The following is a 21440-nucleotide window of genomic DNA, read 5'->3' on the forward strand; positions in this document are numbered from 1 at the left end:
TGGCGGCACTGACACACCGTCATTTCCGGAGGCCCAGAGACCTCCGTTGTCAGGAATCCTAGGCCCAGGCGGCCAGCTTGTCCGGGTTCAGCGTGATCCACACGTCGGTGATCCGCGATCCGGCGACGTGCAGGGTGACGACGGCGACCACGGCTCCGTCCACCCGGCAGACCAGCGCGGGGCGGTGACCTGCGTTCTCCAGGGTCATGAGGGCCGTGGACAGACGGCCCTCCTTACGGGACGCGCCGATGAGGTAGCGGGCGGTCCTGTCCGCTCCGTGGATGGGCTTGAGAGCGGCACGGACGTGTCCGCCGCCGTCCGCCCGGGCGGTGACCTGCGGGTCCAGCAGGGCGATCAGGCGGTCGAGTTCGCCGGTCTGGCACGCCCGCTTGAACTCGCGGACCAGTCGCCGGTACTCCTGCTGATCCGCCTCGTGCCTGCGCGCGGAGGTGATGCTGCGGCGGCCCGCCACGGCCAGCGCGCGGCAACTCTCGGCGCTGCGGCCGACGATGGCGGCGATCTCGACGAAGGACACCTTGAAGACGTCGTGCAGGACGAAGCTCACGCGTTGCGCCGGCGTGAGGGCCTCGAGCAGGACGAGCATCCCCATGGTGACGGAGTCGTCCAGGGCGACCCGGTCCGCGGGGTCGTCCATGTGCGCGGACGTCCGTACGCTGCTCCACGCCGAGCTGTCCGGCAGCGGTTCGGGCAGCCACTCGCCCGTGTACCTCTCCCTGCGTACGCGGGCGGAGCCGAGGTGGTCAAGGCAGATCCGGCCGGCCACGCGGACCAGCCAGGCCGTGGGGGACCTGATGCCGGCCCGGGCCGAGGGGGACATGGCGTACCAGCGGGCGTAGGTCTCCTGGACGGCGTCCTCGGCGTCGTGCGTCGATCCGAGCATCCTGAAGGCCAGCGCCATCAGCATGGGCCGGTCCTTCAGCGCCGGGTTCGGGCGGGTGCCCGGTCGTCCCGCGTCCTTGCCCCGCATGAGCATGAGTTCCTCTGGACGAGGAGGCACCCTGTGCGGCGGCGCAGGGCCTCCATGAGTGTCGTGCTTCCTTCGTGCAGGCGGTGAGGGAAGCCGGTGAGCCGTCGTGTGGAGTGGCTCAGGCGGCGGTTCCGCTCGCCCCTCTGAGTCGCTCACGGGCGGCGCGGTGCCGCATCGCACGCCGTTCGCTCTCTGTGGTGCCGCCCCAGATGCCTTCCATGGGGCCGGTTTCCACCGCCCACTCCAGGCACCGGGCGGTGACGGGGCACCGCCGGCACACTGCCTTGGCCTCGCCGATCTGCGCCATGCCCAGGCCGCTGCCGCTGATCGGGAAGAAGAGTTCCGGATCCTCCTCGCTGCACGCGGCGGCGTCGCGCCAATTCATGGAAGCCTCCTCATAGGTGGTCATGTCAGCTCACCGTTGGCGGACGTCCCGCGGCCCGGGGCCCGGCCCCGACCGGACGGTAAGTGCCATGTCTGGATGCTATGGACGAGCGCGCCATGACGTCCAAGACCGATATCGGAAGGCGTCGATAGACACAGCCTATGGTCGCGATCCGCACATCCCGTGAAGGCGTGCGCCTCCACATAGGTACGACGAAGCAGGCCGCCGGAATGTGACGTACGGGCCCCGGCCGGGCCCGTCGACGTGGAATTGCAGGGCGTCTTGGAGGTCGGGGCCACCAACTCGGCCGCAGAATTGTCCTGCGGATATGTCGTGAAATTGGACCACACTCCTGCGCGTCCGACTGCGTAGCCTTGCGGGCATGGACGTGCACGTGCACGGACCACCACCCGCGAACCACGAAAGCCGCGCAGCCGCGACGCACCGCACCTCGGGGGTCGGAGAAGGAATGATCGATGACCAGTACCTCTGAAACGGCGACGTCCGAAGCACACGGGGCCTCCGCGCCGGGCGGCGCGGCGACGGCCCTCCTCGACGCGGAGGGAACCGTAGCCGGTTGGTCGCAGGCCGCCCAGCGGCTCGTCGGCTACTCGGCCGCGGAGATGGTCGGCAGGCCCGCCCGCGCGTTGCTCGTCGACGGCGACGCCCGAACGGAAGCGCCCGCGAAGGAGCAGATCCGCCACCGGGGCCGCTGGTCCGGCGTCGCGCGGATCCGTCACCGCGACGGCCACGGCATCGACGTGCGCCTGACGGCACAGTCGCTGGCCGGCCAGGACGGCCGCACCCATTGGCTCGTCTCGGCTGCCGAGAAGTCCTCGCCCCCGTCGTGGACGGCGGACGGCCCGGCGCCGGCGGAGCCGTCCCCGGCCGGGGTCGCCGTGCCCGGCCGTCTGCCGATCGGCATCGCGATACGTGACACCCAGGTCCGTTGCATCTGGGTGAACGACGCCCCGGGCTTCGAGAAGGGCGTCCCGCCCCCGCATCTGCCGGGGAGCCCGCCCCAGGCGGTCCCCGGCGCGCAGGCGGAATCGCTCGAGGCGGTCATGCACCGGATGCTGGAGAGCGGCGACCTGGTGATCAACGGGGGCTACCAGGCCCCCGTGCAGACGCAGACCCAGGCACCGCCGCAGGCCCAGCGGGAGTCCCCCACGGCCGCCTCCCTCTTCCGTCTCGACGACGCGCAGGGCCACGCGCTGGGCGTGTGCACCGTGAATACCGACGCCACCGACAGCCGCCGTGCGCAGGAGCGTCTGAGGATCCTGGACGAGGCGGGCAAGCGCATCGGCACCACCCTGGACGTGATGCGGACCGGGCAGGAGCTGGCCGACCTCGCCGTGCCGACCCTCGCGGACTACGCCACCGTCGACCTCGCGGAGTCCGTCCTGCTGGGCGACGAGCCGCCCGTCCGCCCCGGCTCCGAGGACGGCGGACGGACCCCCGCCGTCCGCCGCGCAGGCCTGGCCTCGGTCCAACCGGGGGCGCCCGAGTCGCTGTTCGCCCGGGGAGAGCCTGTCTCCGCACCGCCGGCATCGCCGTTCACGGGAGTGCTGCGCTCCGGCAAGGCCCACCTGGAGCCGGTGCTGAACGCCTCCCCCGGTACATGGCTGGACCACAACGACGCGGCGCGCGCCGCCAAGATCCGCGAGCACCGCATGCACTCGCTGATGCTCGTCCCCATCCGCGCGCGGGGCGCCGTGCTCGGCGTGGCGACGTTCATGCGGACCAGGGATCCCCGGCCGTTCGTGGACGAGGACCTGTTCCTGGCCGAGGAACTCGTCCGCAGGGCCGCCATCTCCCTGGACCAGGCCCGCCAGTACGCGCGTGAGCACTCCGCCGCCCTCGCCCTGCAGCGCCATCTGCTCCCGCGCCACGCCACGGGCGGTTCCGCCGCGGACGTGGCCTGGCGCTACCTGCCCGCCGACAGCCACCACGGCGTCGGGGGCGACTGGTTCGACGTCATCCCGCTGTCCGGCGCCCGCGTGGCGCTGGTCGTCGGGGACGTCGTCGGACACGGCATCAACGCGGCGGCGACCATGGGTCAACTACGCACCGCCGTGCACACCCTCACCGACCTGGACGTGCCGGCGGACGAGTTGCTGGCCGCCCTCGACAAGCAGGTCACCCACCTCACCGAGGCGGAGACCGGCCCGGGCGGTCCCCCGGCCGGCACGACCATGACGGCCACGTGCCTGTACGCCGTCTACGATCCGGTCACACGGCTCTGCACGCTGGCGCGGGCCGGACATCCCCCGCCCGCGATCGTCCACCCGCACGGCGGCGTCACCTTCCTCGACCTGCCCGTGGGAGCCCCGCTCGGCCTGGGTCTGGTCCCCTTCGAGTCCGTCACCCTGGAGCTGCCCGAGGGCAGCGTGCTCGCCCTCTACACCGACGGCCTGATCGAGGACCGCGCGCACGACATCGACGTCGGCATGGACCGCCTGGCCGCGACCCTCGCGCGACCGGGCCTCCCGCTCGAGGACCTGTGCTCGTCCGCGGTGGGCTCGCTGCCCGACGGCACACCGAACGACGACGTGACCCTGCTCCTCGCGCGGACCCGTTCCCTCAGCCCGGGCCACGTCGCGTCATGGCGGTTCCCCGGCGACGCGGCCGTCGTCAGCCGTGCCCGGTCGCTCGTCACCCGCCAACTGGCCCGCTGGGGGCTGGACGACCTGGCCGAGTCCACGGAGCTGATCGTCAGCGAGCTGGTCACCAACGCCGTCATCCACGGCGGCGCAGGCTGCGACAACGACCGGACGATCGGGCTGCGGCTGATCCGGCACGCGGTCCTGACCTGCGAGGTCTCGGACTCCAGCCACAGTCACCCGCTACTGCACCGCCCCACCGCCACCGACGAACACGGCCGCGGGCTCTTCCTCGTCGCGCAGTTGTCCCATGCCTGGGGAGCCCGCCACCTTCCGGACGGCAAACTCGTCTGGGTCGACCAGCAACTGCCGCCGGAGGCCGGCGCATCGCCCTGATCAAGGGCGCGACTTCAGGGCGTCCGATTTATACAAAAATGTTAGCACCTATTGCACCTTGCGGCTTATCAGCGCTACGCTGCACGGACATCCTTCAATAGCACCAGCCGGGGGGCCTCCGGACGCTGCGGAGGCCACCGCCTCCGACGCCCCACCGACACGTGAGGCGTCCTCGGAGCCCCCCGCGCATACGCCGAGGCCGGTGGCGAGCGGTCGCCAACTCCCGCTCCGCGAGCCGGAGCAGGACACACGCCCCGCGCCACCAGGAACCCCGGCGACCCGCCGACGTTCACGACGCCACCCCGTGCGTCGCTGACCGGGCCCCGCATCCAGCAGGCCCGTCCGATCGGCATCACCCTTCGCTCTGGCACCACCAGTCCCAGCGCCACCTCCACGCGCCGTGCTGCGCACGAAGCACCGCGCCCCCGCACAGCAGGAGAACCACCCGTGACCCTCACCGGCGAGAACACCGTGCAGCAACTGCTGATCGACGGCGTCTGGCAACAGGCCGCCAGCACGCACACCTTCACCGCACGCGACCCGTTCACCGGCGACATCGCCTCCCAGGCCGCGGCCGCCCTCTCGGCGGACGTCCTGCGGGCGGCCGATGCCGCCGACCGTGCCTTCCCCGCCTGGGCGGCGCTGCCGCCCAACGAGCGCCGCCGCATCCTGTGGGCGGCCGCCGACGCACTCGAAGCGCGAGCCGAGGAGATCTCCGAGGCGATCACCGTCGAGATGGGCGGCCCCGCCCCATGGGGCCACTACAACACCTCGGCCCTCGCGGAGAAGTTCCGCTACGCCGCGAGCGCGGTCCACGACGGCCTCACCGGCGAGCTCATCCCCTCCGAGGCACCCGGCCGCACCTCCATCGCGATCCGCAAACCGGTCGGCGTGGTCGCCTGCATCATCCCGTGGAACGCCCCGGCGCTGCTCGTCGGCAACTCGGTCCCCTACGCGCTGGCCGTGGGCAACACCGTCGTGATGAAGGCGTCCGAGCAGACCCCGCGCACCCACGGCCTGGTCGCCGAGTGCCTCACCGAGGCCGGGCTGCCCCACGGGGTGTACAACCTCGTCACCAACGCGCCCGAGGACGGCCCCGAAGTGGTCGACGCGCTGATCGCCCACCCGGCCGTACGGCGGGTGCACTTCACCGGTTCGAGCCGGGTGGGCCGCATCATCGCGCAGCGGGCCGCCGCGCACATGAAGCAGGCGATACTCGAACTCGGCGGCAAGGCCCCCGTCCTGGTCCTCGCCGACGCCGACCTCGACCGGGCGATCAGCGCCACGGCCTTCGGCGCCTTCGCCAACTCCGGCCAGGCGTGCCTGTCCACGGAACGCATCCTGGTCGACCGCAGCATCGCCGAGGAGTTCACCCGGCGCCTGGCCGCCGTCGCCGCCACCGTCACCTGCGGTGACCCGCGCGACCCGCACACCGCGCTCGGCCCGGTCGTCGGACCGGACAGCATCGATCGGCTGTCCGACCTGGTCCTGGACGCGGTCACGGCCGGCGCGCGGCTCCTGGCCGGCGGGACGTCGGACGGTCCGTGCTTCGCGCCCACCGTACTGGCCGACGTCACCCCGGAGATGCGCGTCTACCGCGAGGAGTCCTTCGGCCCCGTCGTCGGCGTCATCTCCGTCGACGGACCCGAGGAGGCCCTGCGCGTGGCCAACGACAACGACTACGGGCTCACCTCGGCCGTCTTCACCCGGGACATCCCCCTCGCCCTCGACCTCGCCAAGCGCATCAACGCCGGCATGTGCCACATCAACGGCAGCACGCTCGACGACGAGGCGCAGATGCCCTTCGGCGGCGTCAAGAACAGCGGCTACGGCAAGTCCGGTGGGCGCGCCGGCCTGGAGGAGTTCACCGAACTCCAGTGGATCACCATCGAAGGTTCCCGGCCGCCGCGCTACCCCATCGCCGAATGACGTGCCCCCCTTTTTGGCACCACACGATCGACCCACCAGGAACGGACAGGAAATCGATGACCGACACCTACGACTACGTCGTCGTCGGCGGCGGGACGGCCGGCTGCGTGATCGCGGCACGGCTGTCCGAGCGCGAAGGCTCACGCGTCCTGCTGCTGGAGGCGGGCACGGCGCAGACCTCGGCCGACATGACCTCGCCCCCGGCCTGGCCGGCCCTGCTCCGGACGTCGGCGAACTGGGGGGACACCACCGTCCGGCAGCGGGCGAGCGGCACCACCGTCCCCCTCGCCCGCGGGCGCACGCTCGGCGGCGGATCCGCCATCAACGCGATGAACTTCCTCCGCGGCCACCGCTCCAGCTACGACGCCTGGGCGGAAGCCGGCCTGGAGGGCTGGGGGTTCGACGGGCTGCTGCCCTACTTCAAGCGCAGCGAGAACCTCTCCGGACGGGATCCGGCCCTGCGCGGGGTCGGCGGCCCCCTGACCGTCGGGCTCCCCCAGTCCCCGAACCCGGTCGTGGCGGCCATGCTCGACGCGGCGGCCGAGACCGGTCACCGGCGCGCGACCGACATCGGCGGCGGAGCGGAGGAGGGATTCGGCTGGTCCGACCTGAACGTCGTCGACGGCAGGCGGCAGAGCGCCGCCGACGCCTACCTGGCCCCCGTCCTGCACCGTCCCAACCTGACCGTGGTGACCGGTACCCGGGTCCTCCGGCTGCACATCGGCGGCGGGCGGTGCAGCGGGGTGGAGTACGGCGCCAGGGACGGCACCGTATCGCTCGTCCGGTGCTCGGGCGAGGTGGTCCTCACCGCGGGCGCCATCGGATCGGCGCACCTGCTGATGCTCTCCGGAGTCGGCCCCGAGGGGCACCTGCGCCGCACCGGCGTCGACGTCGTGGTGGACCTCCCGGGCGTCGGGGAGAACCTGCACGACCACCCGATCGCCAACCTCATCTACCGGGCGGCCCGTCCGGTCCCGGAGGGCGCCAACAACCACGGCGAGGCGTACGGCCTGGTGCGCAGCGGGCCCGGGCTCGACGGCCCGGACCTCCAGGTGCTCTTCGTCGACGCGGCGGGCCACATACCCGTCCCCGACGCGCCCGCGGCGGGGCAGGGTTACACCATCTCCGTCTCCTCGATACGGCCCCACAGCCGCGGGAGCGTCCGCCTCGCGAGCGCCGACCCGGACGTCCTGCCGCTCGTGGACCCCGACTACTACGGCGACGAGCGGGACCTGGCCGCCGTGGTCCGGGGGCTTCGCCTGGCGCGGGAGATCGGTCAGGCGGACGCGCTCGCCGCGTGGCGCGGGCACGAGGTCCGGCCGGGGCCCCAGGTCACGGACGACGCCGGCCTGCGGGACTACGCGCTCAGGACCCTGTGCTCGTACATGCACCCCGTCGGCACCTGCCGGATGGGCCACGACGGCGGCTCCGTCGTCGACCCCGCCCTGCGCGTGCACGGCGTCGACGGCCTGCGGGTCGCCGACGCCTCCGTCATCCCCTCGATCCCCTCCGCGAACACCAACGCCACCGTCTACGCGATCGCGGAACGCGCCGCCGAGTTGCTGCGGTCCTGAAGGGCGCCGGCAGGCGGCTACCGGGACACCCCGGACGTGACGGGGCCGAGTCCGCTCGGCAGATGCCGGACGGCGACCGCCACCGCCTCCCGCGCGGTGGCGGTCTCGGTGAGGACCTCCCGGTCGGCGAAAGCTCCGCGGACCGTGAACCGGTCGACGTCATACGCGCGCAGGCACGGCCCGGTGACGGTCAGGTCCGGGCGGGTGGTGGTCGAGAAGTACAGCACCCACCTGTCCCTGAAGGGGTACAGACCCCTCAGCGCCGGTTCGGCGTACGCCCTCTCGACCAGCGCCCGGTATCCGGGCACGGCCACTTCCCCCGCCTCCTTGCGCAGGCCCTGCCACTCGGACTCGGCCAGCCGCACGGGATCGCCGTCGGGCACCTCGAACCGGCCGGTCATGAGCACGAAGGGCGCCACCCGGCGGATGTCGCTCAAGGACGCACCCTCGTGCCACGCCCACGCGGCCCTCGCGAGCTGCCCCAACTCCTCGGCGCGTCCCCAGATCAGCGGCACGCCCTGCGACGCCTCTCCGCCACGGATCCACCACTCCCGCGCGAACTCGGACGCGTCGATCCGCAGGGCACCGCGGTGCGGCACCCTGCTCTCGACGGCGGCGTGGGTCAACGCGTCCGCGGACGGGGCGGTCACGGGGAGGGAGAAACCTTCCTCCTCCGCCACGGCTCGCAGCGCCTGGGCGAGACCGCCCCGACTCGCGATGTCGGGAAAGAGATCGGCTGGATCACGTTGCTGGGCCACGGCTTCCGATTCTGCCGCAGCCGCACGACGGTTGACGACCGATCAGCCGGCGTAGAGGCTCTCGATGTTGTCGTGGAGCTGGTTGGCCAGCGGCGGAGCGGTGTAGGTGTCGGTCATGACCTCGATGTAGCAGCCCGTGCCGGCCTTCGCCGCCGCATCCATGGCCTGGTCGAGCTCGGCGAGGGTCGAGACGCGGGCGGTGAACCAGTCCTCGCAGCCCAGGGCCTTCGGCAGTTCGGAGTAGCGCCAGTTGGCGAGGTCGTTGTAGGCGATGTCCGGGTGCTTGCACAGAAGACGCTCGATCAGGTAGCCGTGGTTGTTCAGCACGAACACCACCGGGCGCAGCCCGTACCGCCCGAACTGGCTGATCTCCTGCGCCGTGAGCTGGTGCGAACCCTCGCCGGTGATGAGGACGACGCGCCGGCCGTCCTGGGCGGCGACGGCCGCGCCGACGGCGGCGGGCGTGGCCCAGCCGATCGAGCCCCACAGGGTCTGGTTGTGGAAGGTGGCACCGCTGGGCAGCTGGGCGAACGCCAGGCCCATGGAGACCGTTCCGGTCTCGGCGACCAGGATGTCGTCCGGCTTGAGGAAGTCCTCCCAGCGGGGGTAGAGGTTCTCGGCGGTGATGGAGTCGCCGCCGCTGCCTCCTGCCGGGGCCATGCGGGTCACCCGGGCCTCGAAGTGCGGCCACTGCTTGCGGGGCAGCTTCTCGGTGAGCGCGACGAGCAGGTCCTTCATCTCCACGCTCTGGTAGGTCATGCCGTCGACGCTCACGTGGTGGTGGCGGATGTCGATCGTGCGACCGGGGTCGAGGTCGGCGGTGAACGCGCCGCTGTTGAAGTCGTGCATCAGCGCACCGACCAGGATGACGACGTCGCTGCCCTCGACGAAACGGCGGACGCCCTCGTTCATGAGCTTGCCGTCGTACATGCCGCAGTAGCCGCGCTGTTCCTCGTTGAGGACGCCCTTGTCGGCCATCATCGTCGCGAAGGGCATCCCGGTGGCGTCCAGGAACCGCTGCAGTTCCGGTCCGAGGCCGGAACGGGCGGCGAGCACCCCGGGCAGGGCACAGGCGCTCCCGGCCCGGCCGAGCATGTCGGCGACGGCCCGCACGGCGGCGTCCAGTTGCGCGGGGTCGCTGGCGGGTGCGGGGATCGGCCGGGCCGATCCGACCACGGGCATCTCCGCCAGGTCGGCGGGGAACGCCATGTAGACCGGGCGGCGGTGGTAGGCCGCCGCCGCGATGAGCCGCTCGGTCTCGGACGCGACGTTCTGCGGTGTCATGATCGCGCTCGCGCACACCACGGCGTCGGACATCTTCAGGAAGAGGTCGAACTCGCCGTTGCCCAGGGTGTGGTGGACGACCGAGCGGTGCGCCTGCACGGGCATCTTGGGCATGCCGACCAGGTGGAACACCGGCAGGTGGTCGGTGTACGCACCGGCGATGGCGTTGATCGCGCTGAGTTCGCCGACCCCGTAGGTGGTGCTCACCGCGCCCACACCGTGCACGCGGGCGTAGCCGTCGGCGCTGTACCCCGCGTTGAGCTCGTTGCAGCTGCCGATCCACTGGATGTCCGGGTGCTGGGAGATGGCGTCGTTGACGGGGAAGGCGTAGTCGCCCGGGACGCCGAAGACATGACGCACGCCGATGTCCCGCAGCCGGTTCAGGACATGCTGGATGACGGTGGTGGACATGGGGAGGTTCCTTTCCTGGTGACGGCACCACCGCCCCAGGGCGCCGTCTCCGGTGGAGTCGGTGGCGGCCTCGCCGGGCGGCGCGCATTGCGGCGGGCACCACGGGAAGGGCCACCGCCAGTGCCACAGGTGAAGCAAGCCGGGCTTTTCGCCCCCGCAACATGCTGTCCGCATCCCCCACAGCCCGCAACCGGAGCCATCCGGCCCACCAGCTGCGCGAACGGCCCGCCAGCTGCGGCAACGCCGCCGCACGAGGTAGCGCCGCACCCGCCGCACCCCAGCCCCGTGCAGCGCGCAGCGCGCAGCCGCCCGGACCCGACACCGCTCGAGGAGCCGCCGTGCACGAGTTCGCAGCAGTCCTCGCGGGTGCGCCCATGTCACCCCGCGGTGAGGCCGTCATCATGCTGTTCACGGGCCTGGGGATGACCGTGGCCGGCCTGCTCGGAATCCGGCACACCGCTTCCGGGTGGCGTACGACGAGCAATCGCAGCAGGATGCCCACGACGCCCACGGATGGGTGCCCGCACCCACCTCGGCCACACGCAAGGCCTCGCGCATCAAGACGGAGATCGGCGGCTCGGTCTTCACGATCGCCGGCCCGACGCTCGCGGTCATCGGGGCCCTTCGCCTCATCGAGCAGTAGGCGGATCCGGCTCCGCCGGACGCACGTGCCGACCGTATGATCCGCGCATGATCGACCAGACGGCCCTCAGGAGATGGGGCAGGGCAATCGACTGGGCGGGACTGATCCCGTCAGGGCTCCTGCTCTTCACCGGCGTACGGGAGTACCGCGACGGCGGGTCCATCGGATGGCCCGTCGCCGGAGCGTTGCTGGTCCTGGCGAGCTGCTGGACGGTCTACCGCGGGATGTCCCGCAGACGGGGCGAGGCCGGCAGGCCGATGCCCTGATCGGCGGTCGCGGGTTCCCTTGTGGTCGGGGCTCCCCTCCTCGGCGTAGGAGGCGACCAGACGGTGACCGGGGGTGCGCGGGACAATACCGCGCCCCCGCGGGGTGCCGTCAGGCGGCGAGCCGCGAGGCCGCCTCCTCCCACCTGCCGGGTTCCGGAAGCTCTTGGTCGCCGTGGCCGTCCGGCCGGTACCAGCCGCCGCCGGTGAGCCAGGTCCCGAGCCAGTCGGCCAGGCTCCGCTCGTCGACGAACCAGCCGTCCGACCAGTCACCGGTGTCGGCGTTCGGCTCGAAGATCAGGACGGTGCCGCTCCCGCTCCGGCAGTCCACCGCGCCGTACACGCCGCAGCCCCAGTCGAGGATCGGCAGTACGCCCTCGGGCCAGTGCGGGGAGGCCGCAGCCTGCGATTCCGCCCGCTGGGCCTGGTACACGCCCACCGCACTGCGCCCCTGCCCGTCCAGAGGGAACAGCTCGTACCCGGGCCCGAAGCCGCCGTCGGCCACCTCCGTGTAGAGCCGGGCGAGCAACGGCGGTATCGCGAAGCCGAGAAGGGCTTCAGCCTCCGCCACCTGCGCGGCCCGGGCAGGCGCGGGCAAGGCCCCGGTGGTGGCGCCGGCCTCCGCCGCCACGCGGACCACCAGGTCGTCGGCCAGGTCGTCGGCCAGGTCGTCGGCTTCGATCATGTGGCGATCGTGACAGGCAGGTCCGACAAGCGGTGTCCCCGAGCGACCCGGGGGGGGGGCACCTGCTTGCTTCGGCAAGTAGCCCCCATATAGTTGTGCCGACAATCATTTCCGGGTCCAGGTCAGCACGCCGGCCCGGGGAGTCGCACCGCGACGACGGTCCGCCCACCGCGGCCACGCACGTGGCACAAGCACACAGGTGATCTCGATACCCATGCGCATCCTCATGTTCAACACCCCCCTGACCGGCCACTTCCTGCCCCTGCTGCCGCTCGCCCGGGCGTTGCGCACGCAAGGGCACACCGTTGCCTTCGTCTCCGCCGACGCCATGGCCGGCCCGGTCGAGGCGCAGGGTTTTGAGCTGATCCCCGCCGGTCCGACCGTCGACGTGGCGATCGCCGAAGCGTCCCGCCGCAGCGGTGCCGACATGGCGTCGAATCCTTCGCCGGCGCTGGTCGCCGAGTTCTTCGCCGGGGCACGCGTCGACCTCTCCATGGACGAGGCCCTCGCAGGGGCGCGCACGTGGGAGCCGGACCTGGTCGTGTCGGAGCACTGCGACTTCGTGGGGCCGCTGGTCGCCGCGGTGCTCAAGGTGCCGTCCGCGGTGATGGGCATCGACCCGGCGCTGGAGCCCGAGGCCCTGGACGCCCTGGCCGCGACGGCGCAGTCCCGTTACCTCGACCGCGGTCTGCAGGCCCCGGCCCACGCGCCGTCCGGCCGCTGGCTGCTGGACCTCTGCCCGCCCGGCCTGCAGCGCGGCGGCGCGCTGCCGCCCCTCGAACGGATGGCGCTGCGGCCCGAGCCCCACCAGGGCCCCGAGGGCACGCCGCGCGCGATCAGGGTCCCCGGTACCGGCCGGCCCCGGGTGCTCGTCAGCCTCAGCACCGTCTCCGGCAGGGCCTCCACGCTCGGTCCGCTGCTCCGGTCGCTGAGCGTCCTGGACGTCGACCTGGTCGCCACGACGGGAGGCGCCCCGGTCGACGACCTCGGGCTGGAGCCGGGCAGGGTCGAGCTGGTGTCCTTCGTACCGGCCGCGGAGTTGCTGGACGGCGTGTCGGTCGTCGTGCACCACGGCGGTTCCGGCAACACGTTCGGGGCGGCGGCGCGCGGGATCCCGGCCGTCGTCGTCCCGGGTGCGGCGGGACAGCAGCGTCAGGCGTTCCGGCTCCAGGCCGCGGGAGCGGGCGTGGCGATGCCGATCGGCGAGCAGGGGCCGGAAGCGGTCACCGCCGCGGTCAGCCGCGTGCTCGCCGAGCCCGCGTTCACCGCGGCGGCGGAGCGCCTGCGTGACGAGATCGCCGCGATGCCCTCGGCCTCGGAGGTCGCGGAGCGCCTCACCGCCGCCGCAGCGGCATAGCGCGCAGCGCGTGAGGGCCCGTCGGACGGCTCACGGGCCCTCACGCCGTCCGGACCCCGCCACCACCGCACCGCCGCAGTCCCTGGTCACTTGCGGAACAGCAGCACGAACACGCCGAGGACCACGCCGAGGACCACCGCGGAGACGCCGTGGCCCACCCGGTGCGCGCGCACGCCCGGAAGGTGGCGGTCGAACGCGAAGCGGCCGGGCCCGCCGACGGCCAGCGTGGTGGCCAGCGCGGCGATGAGCAGTTCGTACTCCACCCCCGTCGGGGCGAAGAACCCGCCGCCCCACTTCACGGCGACGGCGTTGACCATGACGCCCACCACCGCCGCCCCGGCGAGCGGGGTCAGCAGCCCGAGGGCGAGGCCCACGCCCCCGAGCACCTCGCTGAGCCCCGCCAGCACGGCCATCGCCTTCCCGGCCGCGTAGCCGCCGGAGGTGAAGACGCGTCCTGCGCCGTCGAGGCCCACCCCGGAGAACCAGCCGAACAGCTTCTGGGCTCCGTGGCTCGCCATCGTCAGCCCGAGCACCAGCCGCAGGAGCAGCAGCCCGGCGTCATGGACGTACGGCGGGACGCCGAACTCGGCGGTGGCGTGGGAGCCGGAGCGGGTCAGTGTGCCGAGGGGGGAAGCGGACATGTCTGAGGCCCTTCGTGGGGTTGCCGTGTGCGGCCTGCGAGCCGGACGTCGCGACGGGCGGCCCACCGCACGGCCGATCACGGCAGCAGCGTGACGCCCTGCGGCGCCGTCCGGCACGCGGCACGCCGGACGTTAGGTCCATGGGGGTCGGATGCCTTGCCACCGATGGCCCCACCCCGTCCCTCCCCTGGCAGGATCTCCGGGTGACCTCCTTGTTCCTGATGGTCGGCCTGCCCGGGGCCGGGAAGACCACCGTGGCCCGGCGGCTCGCCGGGGAACACGGCGCGCTGCGCCTGACGCCGGACGAGTGGATGATCCCGCTGTTCGGCGCATCCGAGGCGGACGGGAAGCGCGACGTGCTGGAAGGGCTGCTGCTGCGGCTCGCGCTGGAGGCGCTGGCGCTCGGGACCGATGTGGTCCTGGACTTCGGGTGCTGGTCGCGTGACGAGAGGTCGGCGATCCGCCGCCTGGCGGAATCCGCGGGCGGGTCCTGCCACCTGGTGTACGTACCGGTGGACCACGAGACCCAACGGGCCCGCGTCGCCCGGCGCCAGGCCACGACACCGGAACGGACCTTCCCGATGAGCGAGGCGGACCTCCTGCACTGGCGGGCGCTGTTCGAGGAGCCCGACGCCGCCGAACTCGCGGGCGAGGACGTGGGCGACCCTCCCGCCGGGTGGCCGGGATGGCGCGAGTGGGCCGCCGGCCGGTGGCCCTCGTTCGAGTGACGGCCGCCGCGGGGGCCTCGCGGGCTCAGGCCCGGGGCGGGACGCCTTGGACGCGTCCAGAGCCACGCCGTCGAGGAAGGGCTGCTCGACGCGGGGCGGCGGGCGGCCGCCGTCAGGTCAGGGCGGGCATGAAGCCGCCACGCGCTACGCCGGAGGACAGCAGGACCGGCCAGTCGAGCGCGTCCGGCAGCTGATCCACCGACAGGACGACCGCCCCACCCGCCTGTTCGACGTCCAGGCACCACTCGGCCATCCCGCTCGACGCCGCACCACCGTCAGTCCCGCCCAGCACCGGTGCGGCCAGGACGGGTACGACGCATCCGTGGTCGCCGGGCCCGTCCACGACGCACAAGGTGAGCCGGGGGAAGACGCTCCAGCCCTCACACAAGGGCACCGCCCCGTCGGTCACGACCAGGGGCGGCAGAGCGTCGTGGACGGGTGCGTCGGCCAGCAGGAGGACAGGCGTGGCACCGCGGACGAAGAGCGTCTTCTCGGGATCCATCAGCACGCGAACACTCTCGCAAACCGTTCGCCCGGGCTGCGGGCGGGGGGGCCGGCACATCACCGGCGGGCGCCCGCACGAGCTCACGAGATCTTTGACTGAGCAAGGATTCGCTGCGTAGACTCCCCCTGACTTCGGCGACGCTAGTCAGCCATGCCGTGGCGCACCGTACGCAAGAGGAGTTGACGTTGGCTTTCCCGTTCGACCCGGAACTGACCCAGAGGATGTCCCGGCTCGCCCAGGCGGAGGGACACACGGAAGTCGCGCGGATGCGGGCGGAAGCGGCCCTGATGGAAGCCGATCCCTACACCCCGCCGGTCCCGGTCGACTTCCGCGAGGTCACCGTTCCGGGTCCGCAGGGCGCCCCGGACGTCCGGGTGCACGTCCACAGGCCCGCGGGCCACGCAGGCAAGCAGCCCGGCCTGCTGTACGTGCACGGCGGCGGCTTCGTGATCGGGCTCGTGGGCTTCTTCCACAACGAGACCACCCGCATCGCCGCCGAGGTGGGCGCGGTGGTGGTGTCGGTGGACTACCGCCTCGCACCGGAACACCCCTACCCGGCCGCCCTGGAGGACTGTTACGCCGCCCTGCGCTGGCTGGCCGGGCACGCCGACGAACTGGGGGTCGACCCCGACCGCATCGGGGTGGCCGGTGAGAGCGCCGGCGGGAACCTCGCGGCCGCGGTCGCCCTGTACGCACGCGACCACGGCGGCCCCGCCCTGAGCATGCAGTACCTCGGCGCCCCCATTCTGGACGACCGCCTCGCCACCGCCTCCATGCAGGCCTTCACCGACACCCCCGGGTTCAACCGCCGCAACGCCCAACGGAGCTGGGACCACTACCTCGGCGGCAAGGGGCTGCGCGGCGGCTACGGCGTCAGCCCGTACGCCGCCCCGGCCAGGACGCAGGACCTGGCCGGACTGCCGCCCACGTACATCGCGGCCACCGAGTTCGACCCGCTGCGCGACGAGGACCTGGCCTACGCCCAGCGGCTGATCACCGCGGGCGTCCCCACCGAGATGCACCACTTCCCGGGCGCCTTCCACGGCGCGGCCCAGCTGGCCCCGCGGACCGAGGTGGGCCGCCGCATGATCGCCGAGCAGCTCGACGCCCTCCGCCGCGGTCTGCGATCCGGCAAGGCCGGCGGGACGGCCTGACCACCGGCCCACCGGACTCCCACCGCCGGCCCACCGCGGGCCCCTGCTCCAGCCGGGTGACACCCGGCGTGTGGCGATGTCCGCGGTGGGCGAGCCGGGTGACGTGGAGCGCGGGGCGGACGGACGGACGGTTAGCCTGAGCTGGCCGGAAGCCCGGTCGACCTCGGGAGCAGCAGGTGGCAAGGGTGGGAACGCGGAGCTGGGCGGGAACGGAGAGCCGCCTGCTGCCGGCCGTCCTGCTGCTCGTCGCCGTGGTGATCGACCTCGCCACTCCACGCACCGTCAGCGCCGCGGCCCTCTACGCGGCGGCGGTCCTGGTGGCGGCCGCTCTGCTGTCGCTGCGCGGGACGGTTCTCATCGGATTGACCGCCCTCGTCCTCGACGCGGCCATGTTCTGGGTCTTCGGCTACCGCCGGAGTGCGATCGCGTTCAGCGAGCTGTTCATGTTGGCGACGGTGACCGGGATCGCCGTCCTCCTGAACCGGCTCCTGTACCACCGCGATGAGCAGCTCCAGTCCGTACGCGACATCGCCGCCGCCGTCCAGCGCGCCGTCCTGCCGAGACCACCGGAGCGGATCGGCCCGCTGCGCTTCGCCGCCCGGTACGAGGCCGCCCAGACGGACGCGCAGATCGGCGGGGACCTCTACGCCGTGGTCGACACCCCCTTCGGCGTCCGTTGCGTCATCGGCGACGTACGCGGCAAGGGGATGGAAGCGGTCAGGGCGGTCGCCGTCGGCATCGGGACCTTTTGCGAGGCGGCCCTGCAGGAGCCCAGCCTGACCGCCCTCGCGCAACGGCTGGAGCGCGCCGTCACCCTCGAGTCCCGGCAGTCGGGGACCCTGACCGAGTTCGAGGGGTTCATCACCGGCGTGCTGGCGGAGTTCCCCCGGCACGGGAACAAGGTCCGGCTGGTCAACCGCGGCCACCCGCCGCCGCTGCTCTTCCTGGGCGACACCGTGCGGTACGTCGAGCCCACCCGGCCGGGCCTGCCCCTGGGCCTCGCCGCCCTCGACAACGGCACCGGCACCGGCACCGGCACCGGCACCGTCGACACGGTGACGTTCCCCGAAGGGGCCAGTCTGCTGCTCTACACCGACGGACTCACCGAAGCCCGCGACGCGTCGGGCACCTTCTACGACCCCGTCGCCCGACGCACGGGCCGCCACCGCCCCGACCCCGACGCCCTCGTGGACGCCCTGCTCGCCGACCACCACCGCCACACCGGCGGCCGCAGGACCGACGACACGGCGCTGCTGGCCATCACACACGTCCCGACGGACGACGGGGCCTCCGCGGCCGACCGGATCCAGGACAGCTGAGCCGCCCTCACCCCGATACCCTCCGCGAACACGTGGACGGCCGGGGACGGCGACCCCGGAACCCGGGCTTGATAGGCAAGCATCCACTTGCCTATCGTTGCGGTCATGGCAGAGGATGTCTTCAAGGCGCTGGCCGACCCGACCCGCCGACGCATCCTTGACGAGCTGGCGGAACGGGACGGCCAGACCCTGTTCGAGATCTGCGGGCGGCTGGCGATGAAGCACGGCCTGGGGCTGTCCCGCCAGGCGGTCAGCCAGCACCTGGCCGTGCTCGAATCGGCGGGCCTGGTGCTCACGCGGCGCCAGGGCCGGTACAAATACCACGACCTGAACACCGAACCCCTGGAGCACATCGTGACCCGGTGGCTCAGGCCCGACGCATCGGAGAGCACCCCATGAGGATCCACCTGTCCAGCGTCTTCGTCGACGACCAGGAGAAGGCCCTGCGCTTCTACACCGACGTGCTGGGCTTCGTGAAGAAGCACGACGTCCCGATCGGCACGGACCGGTGGCTGACCGTGGTCTCACCGGAGGACCCCGACGGGACGCAACTGCTGCTCGAGCCCTCCGGCCACCCCGCGGTGAAGCCGTACAAGACGGCGCTGGCCGAGGACGGCATCCCGGCGACCTCCTTCGCCGTGGACGACGTGCACGCGGAGTTCGCCCGGCTGCGCGGGCTCGGGGTGCACTTCACGCAGGAACCGGTGCAGATGGGCCCCGTCACGACCGCCGTCCTGGACGACACCTGCGGCAACCTGATCCAGATCGTGCACAGCGCGGACGCCGGGAGTTGAGGCGGGGCACGAGGAGCGCCCACCGGTCAGACGAAGTACTCCGGCGTCTTGTTCGTGGCAAGGCCCAGCGCCTCACGGACCTTTATCGCCTGGTCGTGGCCCGGCCGGAGCAGGGCCGCCTCGTAGTGGTCGTAGTACGTTGCCGTGTCCTTCGCGTCGGCAGCCTTCGCCCAGTGCGGGCGGGCCGCGTCGATCTCCCGCTGAAGGGCCGCGACGTGGCGCTCCGCGCCGGCGGGCCATTCATGACCGCGCAGCATGCGCGCCTGCTCGTCGAGGGCCACCGCGATACCGTGCGCCCATTCCTTGTAGCCCTTGAAATCGTCCTTGACGTAAGACGCTTCCGGTTTGCCGAAGAACTGCGCGTCGTTGGCGACGTTGGCGGCCTTCAGGTAGGCGACCTGGTGCTCGTCGAGCGTGGTCTCGTCAAACCGGAGGGAACCCTCCAGGGGTGTGTTCCCGGCCCTGCCGTACACGCAGGTCACCCGGCGGTCGCCGAGCTCCCAGCTCTCCCGGCTGGGGCCGTAGAAGTACATCTCGACCTCTGCCTCCACCGCCCAGTAGTCCATCGAGTAGGCGCTGTCGAGGTCCGTGCACCGACTGTCGAGCGTCTCGTCGATCGAGTCGTCGCCCGGGTAAGCGCCGTCCCCGGTGAGTTCGAAGACCCCGAACACCTCGGCGGTGTGCTTGCCCCCGCACGGCACGACGGCCATGTCGGGAACATCGCTCTCCAAGTCGTCGCCGGGGGTGTCGATGCATTCGCCCTCGCGGAGGAGGGCGAAAGTGTTGTTGGCCAGCGCCTCCTCCCTGATGTCGTCACCGAGGCCCTTCGTGAAGCCGGCGAGGCCGAAGGCCAGGACCACGGCGCAGGCCAGCGTGCTCAGCGACGACAGCACCACCCCGGTCGTGGCCATGCCCTTGCCACGCTCCCCGGTCCTCTCGATCCGGCCCAGCGCCATGGCGCCCAGGACGACACCGACCACCGGAACACCGAACAGCAGCCCGGACACCATCGCCGCGACGGCGAGTTTGCTCACAGCGGGCCGCGACGGCTCGGGCAGCGGCGCGGGAGTTGGCGAGTTCACGGAACAGTGCTCCTCATGGAGTGTCAGGCGAACGGCTGCGCGAATATATCCGATCTTCATGAACACGGTTCCCGCCCGACCGCGGGCGCTCTCCGGCACCGGTTCGCCGCGTCCTGTACGGCCGTGTCCGGGCCTGCCAGCATGATCCGGACGATCGGGAACCACACGGGGGTTGATGTGTTCCATCACGTTCGGCGGCGTGCCCTGCTGGGCTGCGCCGCGTCCGTCCTCATGCTCAGCGGCTGCACGGAGGGCTCCGGAGTTCCCCGGCAGCAGGGAGCCACGCCGGCTGCCGCCTCCCCATCGGCTTCGGCCGCCCCGCCCGCCTCCTGGCGCGATCCGGCGGAGCAACTGGCGGACGCCAGGGTGTGGGTGTCGACGGGGCGGCAGAGCGGTGGACTGGAGTCGGCGCTGCCGGCGAAACCCGCGGGCGGGACGGTCTACGTGGCCACGCAGTGCCAGGGCACGGGCACGCTCACGGTCGACGCCGGCCGCTACGGCACATCCACGGAGCACTGTTCGGACCGGCCGGACGGCAGCCTCAACGGTGCCGCGATGTCGTCCGCCGAGGCCGCGACCCGCCTCAAGGTGACCGCGGAGCCCGGGGTCACCTGGGCGGTCGCGGTCGGCTGGGACGAACGCACTCAGGGGCCACAGGAGTAGCAGCGCCGCCGGCGGCATGCAGTTCAGCAGCCTGCTGCGCCGATACCTGCACCACAAACTCGATCAATGGGAGGGCGTCGTCACCGAGTCCCCTCACGGGCCGGTCTACGCGTTCTTCACGAACAGGCTTCCGGACGACTGGACGCACGAGTCGTTCCGGCCGTTCTAGGTCGTCTCTGAACGACCGCTACTTGTGGTTCACGGGTGACCAGCCACACCTGAGCCCGGGTGGGGTGTGGGAGCGAACGGCTCCGCCGCTGCCGGGGCGGTGAGGGAAGCCGTCCTCGCCGCCCAGCCGTACGTACCGCACGAGCCTCCTGCGCGGTGGGTAGGCAGGACCCCGCCGGAGTTGCACGGCCCGACGGGGCCCATGGTGTGCGTCAGCGGGCGCTCGTGGTCTCGATGTCGACGATGTGGTCGTACCGCTCCAGCAGCACGAAGAGCCTTGTCTTCTGCGCCGTCTCCCCGCTGCCGAAGGTCAGGGTGACGATGACCTCATGGCCGTTTCCCACGGTGCCGTTGTCAGTCACCGTCCACCGCGCCGGGACGTTTTGGGCGTGCAGGACGCCGTCCACTCCGTTCTCCTCCTCCCAGGCCGCCAGCCGCAGGGCGAAGTCGGGCGTCAGGTAGTGCTTGCGGAGGGCCGCGGCCAGCGTGGCGTCCGGGTCCGTGTAGTCGCCCTTCGCGTCGATGTACGCGCCGTAGAAGTCGGCGACCCGGGTCACCGCTCGACCGGGCGTGCCGCTGACCGACTGCGGTGCGGCGGTGGACGCCTTCGCGGGGGCATGGACGGACGCCTGTGCCGACTCGGACGGCTTGCCGCTGACGCGGTGCGGGGTCCCAGCGGAGGCCTGGATGGTGGCGCCGAGGCCGAGTACGACGGCAAGGACGCCGGCGGTGAGGGCGGTGCGGGTCTTGCTGTTCATGTCGGTTCTCCATTTCGGGTGATCGAGTGGTCGGGCTGTTCTGTGTCGTCGGTGCCGACCGCGTACGGCCGGGTCCTGCTGCGGTGCGGGCCGCGCAGGATCGCGGTGACCTGGCGGCCGTTCAGGACGAGGTGCGGCGCGGCGGCAGGTCGGCGGCTGCGAGGAGCGCGCTTGCTCGGGTGCTCTCGGGCATGGGTGTCCCCCCGTGAATGCGGTGAATTCGGTGAATGCGCGAACGCAGTGCATCGGTGCCGTACGTCGCCTGACGCCGGCTGGTCGGTCCGGCCCCGGCCGGTGCGACACGAAGAGCATCGGCGGCCACCGGAGTCCTGCGCAACGACTGCCGCCCCTT

General features: G+C 72.2%; 22 protein-coding genes. 13 read left to right on the top strand and 9 right to left on the bottom strand.

Features of this window, described 5'->3' with window-relative positions; all coding sequences use genetic code 11:
- Positions 1-58: 58 nt before the first annotated feature.
- Both sigJ and AC1VWI_RS07985 read right to left on the bottom strand, forming a co-directional pair.
- Complete coding sequence (gene sigJ / locus AC1VWI_RS07980; RefSeq protein WP_499510239.1) at positions 59-988, bottom strand: RNA polymerase sigma factor SigJ; 930 nt, start codon at positions 986-988, stop codon at positions 59-61.
- A 118-nt stretch (positions 989-1106) separates the two neighbouring features.
- Positions 1107-1373 carry a WhiB family transcriptional regulator gene (locus AC1VWI_RS07985; RefSeq protein WP_499516743.1) on the bottom strand — a complete coding sequence of 89 codons (267 nt, stop codon included), beginning with the start codon at positions 1371-1373 and terminating at the stop codon, positions 1107-1109.
- A gap of 476 nt (positions 1374-1849) precedes the next feature.
- Here AC1VWI_RS07985 and AC1VWI_RS07990 point away from each other — a divergent pair, with 476 nt between their 5' ends.
- From AC1VWI_RS07990 to AC1VWI_RS08000, 3 genes are all read left to right on the top strand, one after another.
- Entirely contained in the window at positions 1850-4372 is a 2523-nt protein-coding gene (locus AC1VWI_RS07990) for an ATP-binding SpoIIE family protein phosphatase (protein WP_499510240.1), read from the top strand.
- Between the two features lie 447 nt (positions 4373-4819).
- Entirely contained in the window at positions 4820-6301 is a 1482-nt protein-coding gene (locus tag AC1VWI_RS07995; RefSeq protein ID WP_499510241.1) for an aldehyde dehydrogenase family protein, read from the top strand.
- A gap of 56 nt (positions 6302-6357) precedes the next feature.
- Positions 6358-7875 (top strand): GMC family oxidoreductase, encoded by a 1518-nt coding sequence (locus AC1VWI_RS08000; RefSeq protein ID WP_499510242.1) that lies wholly within the window; start codon positions 6358-6360, stop codon positions 7873-7875.
- Positions 7876-7892: 17 nt separating this feature from the next.
- On the opposite strand, the gene AC1VWI_RS08005 is transcribed toward AC1VWI_RS08000, so the two are convergent.
- Both AC1VWI_RS08005 and AC1VWI_RS08010 read right to left on the bottom strand, forming a co-directional pair.
- Positions 7893-8525, bottom strand: coding sequence for a DUF6193 family natural product biosynthesis protein (locus AC1VWI_RS08005; protein ID WP_499510243.1), 633 nt, complete (start codon positions 8523-8525; stop codon positions 7893-7895).
- Between the two features lie 150 nt (positions 8526-8675).
- Entirely contained in the window at positions 8676-10328 is a 1653-nt protein-coding gene (locus AC1VWI_RS08010) for an alpha-keto acid decarboxylase family protein (protein WP_499510244.1), read from the bottom strand.
- Positions 10329-10794: 466 nt separating this feature from the next.
- Between AC1VWI_RS08010 and AC1VWI_RS08015 the strand changes: the two genes are divergently transcribed.
- Positions 10795-10971, top strand: a complete 177-nt coding sequence (locus AC1VWI_RS08015) for a hypothetical protein (RefSeq protein ID WP_499510245.1) — start codon at positions 10795-10797, stop codon at positions 10969-10971.
- A 47-nt stretch (positions 10972-11018) separates the two neighbouring features.
- Positions 11019-11237 (top strand): hypothetical protein, encoded by a 219-nt coding sequence (locus tag AC1VWI_RS08020; protein ID WP_499510246.1) that lies wholly within the window; start codon positions 11019-11021, stop codon positions 11235-11237.
- Between the two features lie 109 nt (positions 11238-11346).
- Here AC1VWI_RS08020 and AC1VWI_RS08025 read toward each other — a convergent pair whose 3' ends face one another.
- A complete protein-coding gene (locus AC1VWI_RS08025) occupies positions 11347-11919 on the bottom strand; it encodes an SMI1/KNR4 family protein (RefSeq protein ID WP_499510247.1) in 573 nt (190 codons plus the stop codon).
- A 199-nt stretch (positions 11920-12118) separates the two neighbouring features.
- On the opposite strand from AC1VWI_RS08025, the gene AC1VWI_RS08030 reads away from it, so the two are divergent.
- Positions 12119-13276, top strand: a complete 1158-nt coding sequence (locus AC1VWI_RS08030) for a glycosyltransferase (protein ID WP_499510248.1) — start codon at positions 12119-12121, stop codon at positions 13274-13276.
- 86 nt (positions 13277-13362) lie between these two features.
- On the opposite strand, the gene AC1VWI_RS08035 is transcribed toward AC1VWI_RS08030, so the two are convergent.
- Positions 13363-13917 (bottom strand): DoxX family protein, encoded by a 555-nt coding sequence (locus AC1VWI_RS08035; RefSeq protein WP_499510249.1) that lies wholly within the window; start codon positions 13915-13917, stop codon positions 13363-13365.
- 203 nt (positions 13918-14120) lie between these two features.
- On the opposite strand from AC1VWI_RS08035, the gene AC1VWI_RS08040 reads away from it, so the two are divergent.
- Positions 14121-14645: a P-loop nucleotide/nucleoside kinase family protein gene (locus AC1VWI_RS08040; RefSeq protein WP_499510250.1), complete on the top strand. Its 525-nt coding sequence runs from the start codon at positions 14121-14123 to the stop codon at positions 14643-14645.
- 112 nt (positions 14646-14757) lie between these two features.
- On the opposite strand, the gene AC1VWI_RS08045 is transcribed toward AC1VWI_RS08040, so the two are convergent.
- Positions 14758-15147: a hypothetical protein gene (locus AC1VWI_RS08045; RefSeq protein ID WP_499516744.1), complete on the bottom strand. Its 390-nt coding sequence runs from the start codon at positions 15145-15147 to the stop codon at positions 14758-14760.
- Between the two features lie 188 nt (positions 15148-15335).
- Here AC1VWI_RS08045 and AC1VWI_RS08050 point away from each other — a divergent pair, with 188 nt between their 5' ends.
- The 4 genes from AC1VWI_RS08050 to AC1VWI_RS08065 all read left to right on the top strand — a co-directional run bounded on the left by AC1VWI_RS08050 (position 15336) and on the right by AC1VWI_RS08065 (position 18417).
- On the top strand, positions 15336-16304 hold the full coding sequence (locus AC1VWI_RS08050; RefSeq protein ID WP_499510251.1) for an alpha/beta hydrolase: 969 nt from the start codon (positions 15336-15338) through the stop codon (positions 16302-16304).
- 185 nt (positions 16305-16489) lie between these two features.
- Complete coding sequence (locus AC1VWI_RS08055; protein WP_499510252.1) at positions 16490-17623, top strand: PP2C family protein-serine/threonine phosphatase; 1134 nt, start codon at positions 16490-16492, stop codon at positions 17621-17623.
- Between the two features lie 105 nt (positions 17624-17728).
- Positions 17729-18022, top strand: coding sequence for an ArsR/SmtB family transcription factor (locus tag AC1VWI_RS08060; RefSeq protein WP_499510253.1), 294 nt, complete (start codon positions 17729-17731; stop codon positions 18020-18022).
- Positions 18019-18417 carry a VOC family protein gene (locus tag AC1VWI_RS08065; protein WP_499510254.1) on the top strand — a complete coding sequence of 133 codons (399 nt, stop codon included), beginning with the start codon at positions 18019-18021 and terminating at the stop codon, positions 18415-18417. The genes AC1VWI_RS08060 and AC1VWI_RS08065 overlap by 4 nt, the downstream gene beginning before the upstream one ends.
- A 26-nt stretch (positions 18418-18443) precedes the next feature.
- Here AC1VWI_RS08065 and AC1VWI_RS08070 read toward each other — a convergent pair whose 3' ends face one another.
- Entirely contained in the window at positions 18444-19499 is a 1056-nt protein-coding gene (locus tag AC1VWI_RS08070; RefSeq protein ID WP_499510255.1) for a DUF4190 domain-containing protein, read from the bottom strand.
- 177 nt (positions 19500-19676) lie between these two features.
- Between AC1VWI_RS08070 and AC1VWI_RS08075 the strand changes: the two genes are divergently transcribed.
- Positions 19677-20162, top strand: a complete 486-nt coding sequence (locus AC1VWI_RS08075; protein WP_499510256.1) for a hypothetical protein — start codon at positions 19677-19679, stop codon at positions 20160-20162.
- Positions 20163-20178: 16 nt separating this feature from the next.
- The gene (locus tag AC1VWI_RS08080) at positions 20179-20331 is read left to right on the top strand and encodes a hypothetical protein (RefSeq protein ID WP_499510257.1); all 153 of its coding nucleotides are present in this window, start codon (positions 20179-20181) and stop codon (positions 20329-20331) included.
- Positions 20332-20542: 211 nt separating this feature from the next.
- Here AC1VWI_RS08080 and AC1VWI_RS08085 read toward each other — a convergent pair whose 3' ends face one another.
- Positions 20543-21088: a hypothetical protein gene (locus tag AC1VWI_RS08085; RefSeq protein ID WP_499510258.1), complete on the bottom strand. Its 546-nt coding sequence runs from the start codon at positions 21086-21088 to the stop codon at positions 20543-20545.
- Positions 21089-21440 lie beyond the last annotated feature (352 nt).

Source organism: Streptomyces sp. TOM-9, assembly GCF_056858595.1.